Raw genomic sequence first — 16,130 nt, 5'->3', positions numbered from 1 at the left:
AACTCAACTACGGAGTCGATCTATCAACCATCTGAGGGTGGTATCAGATTGATGGGGTGAAGGTGCCCCATCAACCATTAAATCCGTATACCCAATAAACTCCCCCTCCGGAAAAAGAGTACGCACCATTCGTCGATCACTGGCAAAGGGCGAAATAAACGCACTCAGCACAATCAGGCCCGCGTCGTGAACAGTTTGCTTACCTCCCCGACCCGACGAATATTTTCTACGCGGTCCTTATCAGAGAACCCCAGGTCCCGGCACAACCCATGACGCACCTTATCGCCATCAAGCAGGAAGGTATGGTGACCACGTTGATGCAGCGCGAGATCCAGAGCATTGGCAATGGTGGACTTGCCGGAAGCACTTAGGCCCGTAAACCAGAGCAGGCAGGGTTTCTGGTTTTTGCTGGCAGCCCGTTCCAATCGGGTGATTTAGAGGTCGTGCCAGATCACATTTCCGCCCACGGAGTCCCCCTGCCATGAAAAGGCGTCAGATGAAAAGTCCCTAAGGCTTTTCATCTGACGCCAGCTTTTACCTTCACCTCAAGCTCAACACCGATGCAGACTTATGTTGGGTCTCATCCCCCTGACACCAAACCAGATCCGCAACATCGCCGTTCGGAGCAAACCCCGTTGGCGCATCACGCAGCAGAGAAACAATCCGCGCACAGTCAAATTCCTGACTCGCACGCATCAACTGATTCAGCACAGTTTCAAGCTCATCCCACGGCATGGACACTTCGCGGGCCATCATGATACGCGGATGAACAGTACCTTGAGGGTTATCACCAATCAAGAGTTCCTCATAAAGCTTCTCACCCGGACGAAGACCTGTATAAATGATCTCAATATCACCATCCGGGTTGTCCTCGGTCTTTTCTTCTAATCCCATCAGGTGAACCATTTTACGGGCCAGGTCAGCAATCTTCACCGGCTCGCCCATATCCAGCACAAAAACTTCACCTCCCTGCCCCATGCTGGCTGCCTGCAATACCAGTTGGCTCGCCTCCGGAATAGTCATGAAGTAACGGATGATGTCCTGATGAGTCACGGTTACCGGCCCGCCGTCGCGGATCTGATCTCGGAACAACGGTACCACAGAGCCCGACGACCCAAGCACGTTGCCGAAGCGCACCATTGAAAACACTGTTTTGGATTGCCTCTGCGCCAACCCTTGGAGCACTAACTCAGCCATGCGTTTAGATGCGCCCATGACATTAGTAGGGCGCACGGCCTTATCGGTAGAAATCAGTACAAAGCGTTCAACACCGCTCTCAATCGCTGCTTCGGCCGCGTGGAAGGTGCCAAATACATTATTTTGAACACCCTCGATCACATTATGTTCCACCAACGGCACATGTTTGTATGCGGCTGCGTGAAAAACTGTCTCAATTTCAAAGGCCCTCATTACCGCCTCACAGCGACGGCGGTGCGTCACGCTACCAAGCACCGCATGCAGTGAAACTCCAAGGGCTTCAACCCGGTTGATGGATTGCAACTCGCGCTCAATCGAATATAGCGAAAACTCGGACTGCTCGAACAACACGAGAGCCTTAGGCTTATGCCGAAGAATCTGCCGACATAATTCCGACCCTATTGATCCACCGGCTCCCGTTACCAGAACCGCCTTACCATAAAGATTCTGGGAAACCATTGCTGTATCAGGCCGGACCGGATCACGGCCGAGCAAATCTTCTAATTCCAAATCTCGGATATCGTTAATTCTGGCTACGCCGGCAACCAGTTCAGACATTGAGGGGACTGTTTGCACTGGCACGGAGAGTCCCTCAAGAATCCGCATTAATTCCTTACGGTTTACCGGCTCCAAATCCTCAAGGGCCAGCAAAACCCGGGAAACATCCAATTCACGAATTGCTTTATCGATAAATTCAAGCGAATAAACCGGCAAATTCCCAATCAGGGACTTATGATTCGCATCCACGGTGGAGACAAACCCTAACGGTCGATACTCAACACCTTGAGCCAAAGCAGAAGCCAACTGCATTCCTTTGGGACCAGCACCTACAATCAATACTCCATCTTTGGACCTATCAGTCCGACGCCGGACAACCGTACGAACACCAAAGCGGGTCCCTGCAACCAGCACAAAAGCAAAGGCGCCATAAATAACCGGGACGGAGCGAGGGACCAGGGTTTGAAACAGAAAACCGAGAACAATCAGCGCAACGCTGGAAAACGTTACACCAACCATGATGGCCAAAAAGGCATGCTCACTGATGTAGCGAATCACTGCCCGGTAGAGCCCGAGCTTTACAAATGCACCAATGGTCACCATTACCGTCGCCAGTGATACCCAAAGCTGCTTATCTGACGGCATCCACCCAGGATTCTCGAAACGCAATGCAAAAGCTGCCCAGATTGCCAGAGACAGCAGCACGAAGTCCGATAGGACGGAAATTGCTCGTTTCTTCGGCCGGGACAAATGCAAAATGCGATTAATCAGTTTGTTTCTCACACAAAATCCCTGTTTCAGTTAGACGCGTCAGCCATAACCTCAGAAAGCACCTCCACTGTTTTAGCCATTTCCTCTTCGGTCAAAGTGGGGTGAACCAGGAACATCAGACTGGTTTCCCCAAGCTCCCTTGCGACCGGCAATCTCTCCACAGGCCCCAGCCCCTCATCCTGAAAGCACTTCTCTAGATAAACTTCAGAGCATGAGCCAGAAAAACACGGGATGCCACGTGCAATCACCTCAGACATAATCCGGTCCCGGCTCCAACCCGCTGTCAGAGCAGCTGGCTCCACAAAGACATAGCATTTATAACCGGCATGGCCAATGTCGTCAGGCACAACAGGTACCCGCAAGCCCTTATACTGTGAGGCCGCCGCCCAGATTCTCTCACAGTTGGCAAGCCGGACTCTGGCCCAGTCGGGCATGCGCTTCAACTGAATCCGCCCTATCACAGCCTGCATCTCTGTCATCCGCCAATTGGTTCCAATACTCTCATGCAACCAGCGAAATCCGGGTGGGTGCGCGCGCTCATAGACAGCATCCCAGCTCTTGCCGTGATCCTTGAAAGACCACATTCGCGACCACAGTTCGTTGTCGTTTGTGGTCACCATGCCACCCTCACCGCCAGTGGTCATGATCTTGTCCTGACAGAAAGACCAGGCCGCCACATGTCCAATAGAGCCAACCGGCCGCCCCTTGTAGGTAGCACCGTGGGCCTGAGCACAATCTTCAATCACATAAAGGCCATGCTCATCCGCCAACTCATTCAGAGCATCCATATCACAAGGCCAACCGGCGAGATGTACTGCAATAATCGCCCGGGTTCGATCGTTTATCAGCGGTCGAACCGTCTCAGATGTGATGTTTTGAGAGTCCCGGTCAACATCCGCAAACACTGGCTTAGCACCGGCATTTACGATACAAGATGCCGAAGCCAGAAAAGTTCGGGACGTGACAATTACCTCATCACCAACACCAATGCCGAGCCCTTTCAACGCAAGATCCAGTGCCACCGTTCCATTGGCCACAGCTACCGCATGGCTGGTACCGGCAAATTCGGCAAACTCCTTTTCAAACTCACGAGTCTCTGTGCCAGTCCAGTAATTGACCTTGTTTGATAAAAGCACCCGAGATATGGCATCCGCCTCCTCCTGAGTAAAAGAAGGCCAGGGCGAAAACGCAGTATTCAACATAAGACCTCAGTTTTGAGAATTAAGGAGGCGGGCTGGAACCCCTACAACAGTTTGCCCAGCCGGAACGTCGTTCAGTACGACACTGCCCATGCCAACCGAAACTTCATCGCCCAAAACAACCAACTGCTTGATCGAGGCTCCGGCCCCAACCCAAACCATTCGCCCCGCTGATACGCCACCAGCGAGCACTGAATTCGGACTGAGATGACTGTACTCTCCGATTGAACAGTCGTGCTCGACAACTGCGCCAGTGTTCACAATACTGCCCGCACCAACACGGGCACACGCGTTAATCACTGCGCCCGCAAAAATCACGGCGCCCACGCCAATCGAGGCATGTGGACTGATAACGGCGGAAGGGTGAATGACGGAAACGACATTCAGCCCCGCGTCCTTCAGTTCTCGCTGCCGTGCATTGCGGACACGATTATTCCCAATCGCGACAATAACGCCATCAAACTGAGTAGCCTGAGTCATCAGCTCGCGACTACCTCCAGCGACCCTCCAGGGGCCATTTTGTGTCAAGTTCGGCCAGGCATCATCAAAAAAAACAACTTCACTCCAATCAGACAAAGTGGCAGCATCCGCCACCACCTTGCCATGCCCGCTCGCACCAAGAATTGCCAGTCGCATTAATCTTTATTACCGGTAAACTTCGACATCGTCACCTCTCCATCACCACTGATGCCCTCACGTACCAAAACTCTTTTCACCGTGAGAAAAAGGATTTTCAGGTCCAGGCAGAACGATTGATTATCTACGTACCACACATCCAGCTTGAACTTATCTTCCCACGAAATCGCATTGCGTCCATTAATTTGCGCCCAACCGGTTACCCCCGGGCGAACCTCATGGCGGCGGTATTGTTCCTGTGAGTACAGGGGCAGATATTCCATCAGAAGTGGACGTGGCCCAACCAGGCTCATGTCTCCTTTGAGAACATTCCAGAGTTCAGGCAGTTCGTCCAGGCTTGTTGAGCGCAGAAAGCTGCCGAATCGTGTCATTCGTCTATCGTCTGGCAGTGGGCTCCCGTTTTTATCAGTGGCATCTAACATCGTTCGAAACTTGACCATTTGGAAAGGATTGCCGCCCTTACCGGGGCGAACTTGTCGAAAAAATACCGGCGAACCAAGTTTCAGCTTAACCAACAGAGCTACAATCAGAAGGATAGGAGCCAGAATGAAAAGACCCAAAAGTGCAGCTATAAAATCGAAAATTCTTTTCATATCGAAAACTATGACTCAATTCACCAATTTCAACGATCAAATAAGGCCTGTTCGAGACGGTCGGCCAACCTGACGTAATCATAGTGTTCCAGGGCAGCGCGCTTGCCATTTTGACCCATTTGGGCACGCTCTTCAGGAGAACACTGATAAAGCTCCAATATGCCTTTGGCTAACGCGTCAGGGTTTTCGGCTGGTACAGTCACCCCTGCTTCATACTCTTCGATCGGGTCACTCCCACCTGTGAACGAGTGGATCACCGGTTTGCCGGCAAACAGATATTCTGGAATTTTGTTAGCACCAATACCAAACCGGTAAAGCGATTCGTCTTTCCAAGCGATAAAACAGACGTCAAACTTTTGGAGTAACGACGGCACCTGTGCTTTTGGCACAGCAGGAAGAATACGGACATTGGTCAGGTGTTCAGTCTCTACCCGTCCAAGCAACCGTTCCTTTTCCTTACCGTTGCCCACCAAGACAAAGTATATATCTGAATACTCTTGCAATTTTGCAGCGGCAGACAACAAGCCATCAAGCGCGTTAGCGACACCGATGGTACCCGCGTACCCGACAACGAATTGGTCACCCGGGATAGCAGCCTCGACCTGTGAATCCAGTTTCTCCGTCGCATTCATAGCACTTACAGAAATACCGTTTGGGATCCATATAAATTTCCGTGGATCCATACCTCTCTCAACCATATGATTGACAGCGTCAGGAAGATTAGAAATAACCCTATCCGACACCTTATAGGCTCGGTCCTCTATCCATTGGAGAACGCGAACAAAGGGGTGGCGTTTTGATACTCCACCAATTTCAGTCAAGGTCAGAGGCCAGATATCGCGCACTTCAAAAATAAGAGGAACGTTGTAATAGCGGGATAATCGCTCAGCTGAGAGCACTCCGATCAGAGATAACGAGGAGTACAGAATCGCATCAGGTTTTTGCCGGATAAACCGTTTGAGACCTAGTAACCGGTATGCGAACAAGCACCAATTCAGAATTCGGCGCCCATTGTGTGCATCGGAATACTCAGGCAACTTAATACGGACTACTTTGAACTTCCCTTCATTGGACACCGTATAAATCGATTCGGGATTTGATGGAGAATGAAGGAGGTGATGGAAGCTCGCCATAATCAGGTAAACGTTTACTCCCCTATCAGCGAGTTCCTTTGCAAGTAGGTAGTGCCGGCCACCCATTCCTGTATCAGGTGTCGAGGCATATTGATTTATTATCCAGACTGTTCTAGACATCACCCAATTACGCCCAGCGAGTTGTAGAACTGGACCAACTTCTTCTCTTCGATGTCCCAATTATACTGTTCTCTCACCGCCCTCTGGCCATTGTTCCCCATTTTCTCCGCTTCTTCAGGGTGGCTTATCAAATAGTCGATAGCCCGAGCAATCGCCTTCGGATCCAATGGATCTACACACAGCCCACATTCATTACTCTCGACAATCTGTTTCCAGAGTGGAAAGTTGGACGCTATGACCGGCAATCCGGCAGCCATATACTCGAACATCTTCACGGGTAATGCATCCAGGTAGTTTATTATTGGGTGGAGCGTAACTAAGCCAGCCACTGATTCCTTGAGGGCAGTCTTCACCCCTTCCCTATCGAGCCAACCCCGGTAATCCACTCTTTGCCAACCGCCCTCTGCACGAACCAATGCTTCAAAATCGGGTTGACCAAAATTCCCACCCAGCACGAGCGTCACATCAGACGAAGCGAGCCCGATTGCCTGCACAATCTCATGAATGCCACGGATTTTTCCAAGCCCACCCAAATAAACCACCTGATCGTTCTTTCGGGACCAACTCACTGTTCCAGTGGAAAGCTCCCCAAGCAAAGGAAAGTTATTTACGTCGATCGAGCGAATTCCCATCGCGGTGAACTTATCTCGAATGTAAGGGGTAGCAGCAATTACTGCATCCAGTTTACGACAGGCTCGCTGTTCGTATACCGCAAGCATTTTCGACAAAAACCACCTGGCTGGCTTATTCAGATAAGGCTTGCCCAACATTTGTTTAGGCACGTCCTCATGGGCATCAAAAATGACGACTTTGCCCAATTTTTTGAGCTTAACGCCTATTGGTAGCAACTCCGGATCATGCAAATGATAAACATCCGCGTCAATCTCAAGCGCTTTTGCCAATACCCGGCCAGGGGCATTGCGAATCCGATCCAAACGCCCCTTTGAATCACCAACATCGTGAATATCCACTCTGTTTTTTGTCTCGTTGCCTTTTCCGTCCGCGACTACCAAGCAGACTGAGTAGCCATTGTTGGCTAGGGACCGACATTGTTTGAGAAAAATTCGAGTGTCTGTTCTTGGGTGGGCGGAAGTCAGATGGGCTAGTATCAAAACTCAAGTTCCTTGCTTGATCGATTCATTTTTCTTTCATTGATAACACATGCAATATTCAGGAGGATAATAATTGACATCAACTGATACCCCGAGAAAATATTATTAGTTATCATCACAAGAACCGACATCAGAACAAAAATAAAAAGAGAGACTCCCCAGGGAGAGCCCAAATTCCTAAGGGCCAACCTTAAAAGATAAACAAGATAAGCTGCGAACACAAAAATACCGACCAAACCGTATCTCTGAATGATAAGCGCATACTCAGAGTCAATCGTAGTGTCAAAGGAAGATTTCGCTGGACCGACACCAAGAAGCGGATATTCAAGAAATTTCTGAACGGCGAAATAGATATTCTCAAATCTTACATTCAAGCTGTTATTCCTACCCTCCAAAGCGTATTGAATACCTATATATATGTACGACAGATCCAAATAGAAGACCAAAAAAACAACCAGTAAAGAAGCAAGGAAGATAGATAAAATTTTGTAGATCACCATTCCTCTAAAAAACAAAACATAATAGAGCCCCAACCCGAACAATACCGCAATTAACGCGGTCCTACTTTGGGTCAAAAAACACAGGTAGAAAAAGACCAAAAAAACTAATAGATATCCAAAACGCCTATGAATTGAGTAGAGTGAAAAAAAGTAGATACTAAAAAAACACGCAATTATACCTCCGATATTTGGGTCAGACCCTGTAAGGGTTATTCTATGCCCGGAGAGTACAGAGTCAATGTGACTACTATCATTACCCAAATACAGGTAAGAGATAAAGTTGGCGATACCTAGAACTTGAGAAAACCCCACTATGAGTGCCACCATCGAGGAAAGAACTACAGCCTTGTGAAAGGCTTCAAGACTTTCATCCTTTAAAAAGGGAATCAGAAAGAGAAACGGAAAAAACTGTAAATACTTAACAGCCTCGATGATATCGCGAATATTTATTGAAGATAATTTAAACGTCCAGGACGCAATCGCCGATATGCAAACCATTGCACCCAGAGCGATCGGAAAAAAGGAAGAGGAGTGAATATAAGGCGTCTTAAACCATAAAAAAATGGCCAAGAATAAAGCAGCCGGACTCAGAAGTGTGACTAAATAGAGGCTTAGCCCGCCGAAAGGCACAGGTGGCAATGTGATTGCCGACAACAGCCCAAAGCTAATAATTAATACTGCGACCTTTTTGGTGGCGCTTGAAGGCTCGAGATGCAGCAGACTTTGGCTTACTTGTTCAACTTTCACAAGACCCTTCCAGTATCAACATGGGATAGCAGTCTAACCAACCATGCTTTAACAAAAGCATTAAAGCAGTAGGCCACACTGGTCGCCCAAGCTGCTCCCACTATGCCGTAGTCCGGCACAAGCATGATATTTCCCACAATATTGATGCTCACCACGCCAAACGACGAATACATATTCCATTCTGGTTTTCCCGCAGCGGCAATACAATTTGCATAAATCCGCGAGCCAGCTCCTGCAATAACACCCGGTAAAAGCCAAAAAAAAGCAGGTAAAGCTTCAACATATTCCTTTCCAAACACGGGGGTTATCAGCCAAAAAAGTGCAATGGCAACAATAACACTTGCTGCTGCCGTGATGCCTGAAACCACCCAAAATCCTTTATTGCTTAAAGCCAACCTAGCCGCTGGGTCGTGATGCATAGCTGAAAGTCGCGGCAGCAAGACAGTACTGGCAGCCTGAGAGAGCATCCACAGTTTTTCAGCTATTTGTACCGCTATCACGTAGATACCGGTGGAAACCGGGGTAAGAAAAAAGTTGACGAGGAAGATGTCGGCTCGGTAGTTAATAAAAGCCAGGATGTTGGAGAGATGAGCTCTCCAGCCATAGCTAAGTGTTCGACGAGCATAAGTAGTAAACGGCTTCATCCCAACTCGCCGCGCGTCTTTGTTTTTGCTCCGGCGTAGCAACCTAACCACAATTACAAGACCGACCAATTGTCCTGAGATATAGGCAGCGATCGCCCCGGACACTCCAGATGGATACGCATAAAGGGCGATTACGACGCCGGCCAGATTCACATATGGCGGAAGAAGTATCGTCAGATTGAATGCCTTGAAATTCTCCAGGCCCTGAAGAATGGTGTTCAGGTATGCCAGCAACAGGGTTAACGGGAAAGCAGCCAACCCAAGAAAAAGTAACCCTGTGGGTACGCCAGGGAATACTTCTCCCCCCCAAATTAACAAGATCGGTACCGTGAGGGCGACACCAGATGCGGCTACAATGAGTCCAAGGCGAAGGTTGCCCGCCATTGCCTGGCGAAAGTCGAAGTAGCCTCGGCTGACGTAGTATACCGTCGCAGGCCCAATTCCAAGATTGAGGAAATTCGCGAGCATTGTGGGTATGAGAATGGCCATGGCATAAAAACCATTGCCGCCCGGCCCCAACTCTCGCGCTATCAAAACGACCAGCAAAAACTGGGCGAATGCCGCCAATAGCTGACGCCCAAGAGTCATCCCAATGTTGCGCCGTAAAGGTGATGAAAGAGTTAAGCGTTTCAGTCGTGAAACAATCGTGCTCATGCGAGCTTTTCCGCTATTACTTCCTCGGGTAACAGGCACTTGTACTCTTCTGTCAACCTCGATGCGATGGCAGGACCTGAAAAACGTTTTCTCGCCCGCTCGATAATCTCTCTCCGGTTGTAGCTATCGAGATCCCGACCAAGCTGCTGCATTGCCTTACCAAGAACAGCCGGGTCTTTTGGAGGCACCAAAAATCCATCACCTTCTTCAACGATGCACTCCGGGCCTCCGCATCGGGTAGCAATAACCGGTACCCCGGCCATCAATGCCTCTGCAGCGACAACACCAAACGTTTCGTAGTGACTGGAAACAACCATAACGTCGATTTCAGACAGTAATTTTGGCACGCTCCCGGGCGCGATCAGTCCTAAGAACCGAACCCGGTCTTCAATACCCAAGTTCACAGCTCGCCTCTTCAATTCAGCTCGAATTGGCCCGTCACCTGCTAACCAAAGTTCCGCAGAGAGCCCTTGTTGAGCCACTGCGTGAAACGCTTCAATTAGGTCGAACTGGCCTTTTTTCGGTGTCATGAGCGCGAGGTTCAGGAACCTCACGGGCCGATCTTTCCTTTCGAAGCTCTCAGGAGTTTTGAAACGATCCGCAACTACATTGGGAATCCACTTCCAATGGTCTTTACTGAACGCAAACTTTTTACCAAGAAGCTCCCCCAAAGATGGGCTTACTGCAATACGAGACCGGCTACCTACGATAGCCTTCTCTGCCAGTTTCAACTGCCATGACGAATACGCGCCTCTAGCGAAACCTGTGCTGTGCTCAGTTAGGACTACAGGTATATCGAACTCCCTGCCAAGATCCGCAGCAACTGCTCCACCATAAATCGCGGCATGTGCATGAAGAACATCCGGCTTTCCGTGATGCTTAACATAGTCCTTAAACAACCTATAAGCTGTGCGCTTGAACAACCAGTAGTTGCCGTAGGGTACCCGAGGGAAGGCAGCAAGCACTTCCTTGCGATAGGTTTTCAACCCATCATCCAACTCATAGTAAGGGGAAACGCTTGTTTTGCTTCTGCTAAAAAGAGTTAGCACCGACTTCATCTGCGGCGCGATAACACCAACTTTATGCCCGAAATGGAGAAGAGCCAAAGCCTGATCACGAAAAAATACGCCACCGACATCACTAGAATTTTTGGGATACCAAGAGGGAATCAGCAGGATATGCATTCAAACTACCTGAGGCTTACATTGTTTCACGACCTGCCTCACTAATTTATCGACTTCATCTCGACCGACAAAGTTTTCTTCGCGTTCCCCTGCAGAGAAATCTTGGTTAATTGACTGAAATGCTTTACCAGACAAAACCGAATCAAAACTTTCCACCATCGTACCCGACGTCTGATTGTGCAAAACATCTCGGACTTTTGGTTGATATTCAACAGCAAAGACGTATGCCCCAGAAATTTTCGATAAGATACCAGCATGGAGCCGCGTTACCAGGGAAAACCGGGCGCTAGAGCATATAGTCAACAACTGAGAAACTGTATTCCTTCCTCTGATAAAACTGAGAGAAACGGGAGCATAGCTACAATTTTCATATTTTTTAACGAAATCCTCAGCAGCAAACTCGTCTAGAGGGTAGTTTGTGTTAAATATGACCACCTCTTTTATAGCCAACTTTTCAACCAAGCGGTCAACCAGTTCAACCATACTAGACAAGTATTTATCATATTTATCAGGATCTTTAACAGGCCACCGGTCACTATAGACAGCAGCGAGATTGAGCAGGAGAGCATCCTTTTTCTCGGCCTTCGTTAGCTCAGGGCAATCAATACCAAAGGCAAGGTCAGGGCCTACCGATGATTTGTCGAAGCCTAAATTTTTCTCACAATATTCCTTTGAAGCTAAATCTCTAAAGAACACACCATTTGCAAATTTCAAAGAAGCGAATAAGTCTCTCTTTCCTTTTAGTGTATTTATTGGTGCCGAACCAACACCAACAAAACAGTATGGAACGTTTAACTCTTTAGATACATCACATACTGACCTTAAAATTCTTGGCCAATTTTCGTATAGGTCCATTACCAGATTGCCACCGCCAACCAGCAAAACGTCGGAATCCCGTAAAACCCTTCGAATGCGGCCTTTGTTTAACGGAGGTTCACCCCGAAGTCTTTTGAAATATCTCCAGCTTTTATCTAAATATTCCCCAATACCGAAAGCTAAATCACTGAATCGACGGTTAACCGGGACTTCTTTTACGCGCTCTGTTACTCCCAAGGCCTTAAGTTCTTCATTGATCCCTACACTTCCCAGTGCAAGAACGGTGACCTCCACATCTTTTTCTGAAACGCGAAAAATTGAAGAAACCAACCCGAGAAGTATTGCAGTATCGCCAATGGAACCGCCGTTATAACTTCCAAATATCGCAACTTTCATGTTTTGAACTCAGAGATCGAATCAGGGAGGGCAGTCGGGCACCCATGATCAAGTCAGCTGTCCGACAACACGTCGACAATCGCTTTCTGAAAGGTAGGGGTGCATTGGTATGCTTATCACTACCTCAGCCACAGAATCTCCAATGGGCAGCTTGACCGCGGCGTCCGCTACAGCAGGCTGCTTGTTCAGAGGGATCGGATAATGTACCGCTGTAGGTACGCCCGCCTCCTTGAGTTTCGCCTGGACTTGCGCGCGGTCGTCAACCCGGATCGTATACTGCGCCCAAGCAGACACGTTCTGCTCTTGAATATAAGGGGTGCTTTGGATCCCCGACTCTCTTAGCAAATGCGTATACCGCTCAGCCACCTGGTTGCGCAACTCAATCTCCTCGGCCAGTATCTCAAGCTTCGGCAGTAAAATTGCCGCCTGCAGGGTATCCAGCCTGCTGTTTACCCCCACGCGAATGTGGTGGTAACGCCGATCCTGGCCATGGCGGGCAGTCTGGCGCAGAACATTGGCCAACTCATCGTCGTTAGTGAAAATTGCTCCGCCATCGCCATAGCAACCCAGTGGTTTAGAAGGGAAGAAACTCGTGCAGCCTATAGTACTGAGGTTGCAGGATTTCCGGCCTTTGTAACTGGCACCAAAGCTTTGCGCTCCGTCTTCAATCACCGGAATTCCGTATTTCTCGGCAATGGCATTAATCGCATCGAAGTCCGCACACTGTCCATACAAGGACACTGGAATAATTGCTTTGGTCCGAGGGGTAATTGCGGCTTCCAACTTCCCTGGGTCCATATTGTACGTTTTCGAGTCTATATCGACATACACCGGCTTGGCGCCCAACACTGCAGGCGTCTCAGCGGTCGCGATGTAGCTAAACCCGGGCACAATTACTTCATCCCCTGGCCCCACCCCCAGGGCCATCTGCGCAATTTGCAAGGCATCGGTGCCGTTAGCCACGGTAATACAATGTTTGGCACCTGAAAACGCAGCGAGCTTTTCCTCCAGCTCAACCACTTCCGGACCCAGGATATATTTTCCGTGCGCCAAAACCTTCTGGATATTTGCGTCGATCTTGTCTTTGATTCTTGCTTGCTGGGCTGCCAAATCTACGAATTGCATGTGATTAAAAACCTTCGATGCCAGGGAGGACACAGAGAACATTCGGGAGAATTTCTGAAATCAGACCTTGGTTACCTTGTTGCCTTCGAGCTTGTAGACACTACCTGTATGGGCGCAGGTGGTCTCAGCGTTACCCGTGAGCGGCAAATCCAGCTGCTCGCCGAATTCGCTCATCCAGCCGATTTGTCTCGCAGGCACACCAACCATCAAGGCATAGGCCGGCACATCCTTGTTGATTACCGCGCCAGCACCCACAAAAGCGAATTCCCCGACAGTCACACCACACACAATCGTGCAGTTTGCCCCCAGTGTTGCGCCCTTTTTAACCAGAGTATCGCGGTACTCGCTCTTTCGCTCAATCAGAGAACGAGGGTTGTAAACATTGGTAAAGACCATGCTGGGACCACAGAACACCCCCTCTTCAAGATGCACGTTATCGTATACCGACACGTTGTTCTGAATCTTGCAGTTATCACCAATCGTAACCCTGTTGCCCACAAACACGTTCTGGCCCATGGACACGTTTCTGCCAACCCTGGCACCACCACATACGTGTACGAAATGCCACACGCGTGAGCCCTCGCCAATCTGAGCACCTTCATCGACAATTGCGCTAGGATGGATCTTTACTGCCATACCTACTCCTTTATTGACGTTGGGGCCACCCCCCTTTTTCAGATCACATTCCTCAGTTTTTGAGGAAAGGATGGTAATCACCCGTCAGGCCAACCGGCGTGGCATTGCGAATATGGGAGACAGTTTCAATCGCGACGCGGTTTTCTTCGAGGCCAAATCCCCGGCCGGCAAGGATTTCCTCATAGCTGCGGGTGTGTAAGTCAGTGAAGCCCCCGGAGAACTCAATTTCCTCGCCATCTACGGTGATGGAGCGATAGGTGCGCTGGCCCTCGGCCTTTGCAGTATCCGGGACGTATTTATAGTCCACTGAAAGGAACCAACGAACCCGGGCTTTTTCGTACTCGAGATAACCGGCTGCCATGGTGTCGTCGCTATAATGCACGACATTGCCCTGCAGTTCGCCGAAAATAAAGTGCAACATGTCGTAAAAATGCACACCAATGTTGGTGGCGATACCCCCGGACTTCTTCTGGTCACCTTTCCAGGACTGTAAATACCAATGGCCGCGAGACGTAATATAGGTGAGGTCCACCTCATGTTTGGTGTCCCGAGCTTCGGCTTGCACTTTCTCGCGCAAAGCAATAATAGAGGGGTGCACACGCAGTTGGAGGATCGTGTTCACCTTGCGACCAGTATCTTTCTCGATGTCCAGCAGCCCATCAATGTTCCACGGGTTCAGAACCAAAGGCTTTTCGCAAATCGCGTCCGCACCTGCTCTCAGCGCGAACCGCATATGACTGTCATGCAGATAGTTCGGTGAGCAAATGGAAATATAATCCACTGCATCACCGTTATTGGCACGGCGCAGCTTGTCGATATGCCGATCAAAACGCTCAAATTCAGTGAAAAAATCGGCTTCCGGGAAGTAACTGTCAATAATCCCTACAGAGTCGTTCTTATCCAGAGCGGCAACCAGACTGTTACCGGTGTCTTTGATTGCTTTCATATGACGAGGAGCAATGTAGCCCGCTGCGCCAATCAGTGCGAATTTCTTGGTCATGAATTCAGTCTCTCAATGTCGAATTGGCGTGAAATAGTTTTCTGCGCGGCGAACTTCAGGTATTGCTCTGCTCACGCAAGGCCTTTTTGACCAACGAGGCAAACTCGGCGAGGAACACGGCCAGAAAGGCAAAGATAAAACCAACCACGATAGCGAATAGGCCAATCAGTTTTCGGTTGGGCGCCACTCTCTGAATACTTTCACGCCCCACCACCAACAATTCACCGGATGAGATCTCAGAGAGTTCACCCTCCAACTCCACTTGTTTCTGCATTACCTCAGCAATAGCCTGACCACCCTCTGGCGCTGACTTCAGAGAGTCCAACGTACGGTTGACCGAATCGAGGCGGGTTTGCAGGTTGTTCTTGGCTTGATCTATCAGCATCTCGTGCCTTTTCTCAAGAAATTGCAGGAGTTGGGTATGAAATGCCCTAACCGCATCAGCTTTCTCACGAACAGCTTCTGAGGAGATTCGAACCAGAGTGGTGTTTTCTGGATTCCCAAGATCAACACTGAAAGGTAGCCGCTCGCCATTTTGAGCTAAGTAGCCTACTTCAAGTTCCGGCATTTTCTGTGATTTGAGCACCGCTATCGACTTTTCAGGGCTCTCTATCGGTTTATCTGACGCCTTTTGTGCAATCTGATAAAGACTCACATACTCATATCGCTCTGGTTGCATTAGCGCAAACACAACCCCGCCCACAACGAACAGCACTAAAACAGCAACAAACAACCAGATACGACGAATGAAAATGGTGGCAAGATCCACCAACGAAATCTCACCCTGGTTTCTACTATTTTCCTGATTCATTTCAGAAGATTACCTTTCCTATTAAAAACTAACAGCGTTCAGGCACGCTACCGCCCCACCAACCCTGATCGGCGTAATAAGGCAATAAACATTCAGGCCACCGCAAACGGAGACCCCATGGCGCGAACAAGATACAGTCCAGAAAACAGCGCGATTCTACGTCAATCCGGCCTCAATTTCAGTTACCGGCAGTAAAGGCGCATTTGCTACCCAAACAAAAAGGCCAGAGCAAAGCTCTGGCCTCAGATTGCTGACGAACCCCCGTTTTTCCGGGGTTCGTTGCGTTTGGGCGCTTTAAATTTAGTTGGCGATGGAGTTAGCCCAATACTCCTGACCGGATTGCCAATACTTCAGCAAA

The 16,130-nt window shown here is 49.3% G+C and carries 14 protein-coding genes and 1 pseudogene; all 15 read right to left on the bottom strand.

Features of this window, described 5'->3' with window-relative positions:
* Positions 1–93: 93 nt before the first annotated feature.
* Positions 94–434: pseudogene (gene cysC / locus DET50_RS18930) on the bottom strand (adenylyl-sulfate kinase); the annotation flags it as partial.
* A gap of 106 nt (positions 435–540) precedes the next feature.
* Positions 541–2,466 (bottom strand): polysaccharide biosynthesis protein, encoded by a 1,926-nt coding sequence (locus tag DET50_RS18925; protein ID WP_181800023.1) that lies wholly within the window; start codon positions 2,464–2,466, stop codon positions 541–543.
* A 26-nt stretch (positions 2,467–2,492) separates the two neighbouring features.
* On the bottom strand, positions 2,493–3,668 hold the full coding sequence (locus DET50_RS18920; RefSeq protein WP_113864263.1) for a DegT/DnrJ/EryC1/StrS family aminotransferase: 1,176 nt from the start codon (positions 3,666–3,668) through the stop codon (positions 2,493–2,495).
* A gap of 6 nt (positions 3,669–3,674) precedes the next feature.
* On the bottom strand, positions 3,675–4,301 hold the full coding sequence (locus DET50_RS18915; protein ID WP_113864262.1) for an acetyltransferase: 627 nt from the start codon (positions 4,299–4,301) through the stop codon (positions 3,675–3,677).
* On the bottom strand, positions 4,301–4,894 hold the full coding sequence (locus DET50_RS18910) for a sugar transferase (RefSeq protein ID WP_113864261.1): 594 nt from the start codon (positions 4,892–4,894) through the stop codon (positions 4,301–4,303). The genes DET50_RS18915 and DET50_RS18910 overlap by 1 nt, the downstream gene beginning before the upstream one ends.
* Positions 4,895–4,923: 29 nt before the next feature.
* The gene (locus DET50_RS18905) at positions 4,924–6,093 is read right to left on the bottom strand and encodes a glycosyltransferase family 4 protein (RefSeq protein ID WP_220150175.1); all 1,170 of its coding nucleotides are present in this window, start codon (positions 6,091–6,093) and stop codon (positions 4,924–4,926) included.
* Between the two features lie 53 nt (positions 6,094–6,146).
* Entirely contained in the window at positions 6,147–7,259 is a 1,113-nt protein-coding gene (locus DET50_RS18900; protein WP_113864259.1) for a glycosyltransferase family 4 protein, read from the bottom strand.
* The gene (locus tag DET50_RS18895; protein ID WP_113864258.1) at positions 7,256–8,506 is read right to left on the bottom strand and encodes an O-antigen ligase family protein; all 1,251 of its coding nucleotides are present in this window, start codon (positions 8,504–8,506) and stop codon (positions 7,256–7,258) included. Before DET50_RS18895 ends, DET50_RS18900 begins: the two co-directional genes overlap by 4 nt.
* Positions 8,503–9,804: a flippase gene (locus tag DET50_RS18890; protein WP_113864257.1), complete on the bottom strand. Its 1,302-nt coding sequence runs from the start codon at positions 9,802–9,804 to the stop codon at positions 8,503–8,505. The genes DET50_RS18895 and DET50_RS18890 overlap by 4 nt, the downstream gene beginning before the upstream one ends.
* Positions 9,801–10,988 (bottom strand): glycosyltransferase, encoded by a 1,188-nt coding sequence (locus DET50_RS18885; RefSeq protein ID WP_113864256.1) that lies wholly within the window; start codon positions 10,986–10,988, stop codon positions 9,801–9,803. The genes DET50_RS18890 and DET50_RS18885 overlap by 4 nt, the downstream gene beginning before the upstream one ends.
* Complete coding sequence (locus tag DET50_RS18880; RefSeq protein ID WP_113864255.1) at positions 10,989–12,200, bottom strand: polysaccharide pyruvyl transferase family protein; 1,212 nt, start codon at positions 12,198–12,200, stop codon at positions 10,989–10,991.
* Positions 12,201–12,248: 48 nt separating this feature from the next.
* On the bottom strand, positions 12,249–13,325 hold the full coding sequence (locus DET50_RS18875) for a DegT/DnrJ/EryC1/StrS family aminotransferase (RefSeq protein WP_113864265.1): 1,077 nt from the start codon (positions 13,323–13,325) through the stop codon (positions 12,249–12,251).
* Positions 13,326–13,385: 60 nt separating this feature from the next.
* Entirely contained in the window at positions 13,386–13,961 is a 576-nt protein-coding gene (locus DET50_RS18870; protein ID WP_113864254.1) for an acyltransferase, read from the bottom strand.
* A 52-nt stretch (positions 13,962–14,013) separates the two neighbouring features.
* Complete coding sequence (locus DET50_RS18865; protein ID WP_113864253.1) at positions 14,014–14,961, bottom strand: Gfo/Idh/MocA family protein; 948 nt, start codon at positions 14,959–14,961, stop codon at positions 14,014–14,016.
* Between the two features lie 55 nt (positions 14,962–15,016).
* A complete protein-coding gene (locus tag DET50_RS18860; RefSeq protein ID WP_113864252.1) occupies positions 15,017–15,772 on the bottom strand; it encodes a Wzz/FepE/Etk N-terminal domain-containing protein in 756 nt (251 codons plus the stop codon).
* Positions 15,773–16,130: the final 358 nt, after the last annotated feature.

The organism is Marinobacter pelagius (assembly GCF_003315345.1).
GTDB classification, from domain to species: Bacteria; Pseudomonadota; Gammaproteobacteria; order Pseudomonadales; family Oleiphilaceae; genus Marinobacter; species Marinobacter pelagius_A.
The sequence above is the reverse complement of the archived record's forward strand: the minus strand, read 5'-3'. Positions and strand labels throughout refer to the sequence as shown.

Excerpts from the sequence above, each read along its gene's own strand:
- DET50_RS18920 (WP_113864263.1), bottom strand. The coding sequence starts at position 3,668 with ATGTTGAATACTGCGTTTTCGCCCTGGCCTTCTTTTACTCAGGAGGAG.
- DET50_RS18910 (WP_113864261.1), bottom strand. The coding sequence starts at position 4,894 with ATGAAAAGAATTTTCGATTTTATAGCTGCACTTTTGGGTCTTTTCATT.
- DET50_RS18860 (WP_113864252.1), bottom strand. The coding sequence starts at position 15,772 with ATGAATCAGGAAAATAGTAGAAACCAGGGTGAGATTTCGTTGGTGGAT.
- DET50_RS18890 (WP_113864257.1), bottom strand. The coding sequence starts at position 9,804 with ATGAGCACGATTGTTTCACGACTGAAACGCTTAACTCTTTCATCACCT.
- DET50_RS18865 (WP_113864253.1), bottom strand. The coding sequence starts at position 14,961 with ATGACCAAGAAATTCGCACTGATTGGCGCAGCGGGCTACATTGCTCCT.
- DET50_RS18885 (WP_113864256.1), bottom strand. The coding sequence starts at position 10,988 with ATGCATATCCTGCTGATTCCCTCTTGGTATCCCAAAAATTCTAGTGAT.
- DET50_RS18870 (WP_113864254.1), bottom strand. The coding sequence starts at position 13,961 with ATGGCAGTAAAGATCCATCCTAGCGCAATTGTCGATGAAGGTGCTCAG.
- DET50_RS18915 (WP_113864262.1), bottom strand. The coding sequence starts at position 4,301 with ATGCGACTGGCAATTCTTGGTGCGAGCGGGCATGGCAAGGTGGTGGCG.
- DET50_RS18905 (WP_220150175.1), bottom strand. The coding sequence starts at position 6,093 with ATGGGTGGCCGGCACTACCTACTTGCAAAGGAACTCGCTGATAGGGGA.
- DET50_RS18875 (WP_113864265.1), bottom strand. The coding sequence starts at position 13,325 with ATGCAATTCGTAGATTTGGCAGCCCAGCAAGCAAGAATCAAAGACAAG.
- DET50_RS18880 (WP_113864255.1), bottom strand. The coding sequence starts at position 12,200 with ATGAAAGTTGCGATATTTGGAAGTTATAACGGCGGTTCCATTGGCGAT.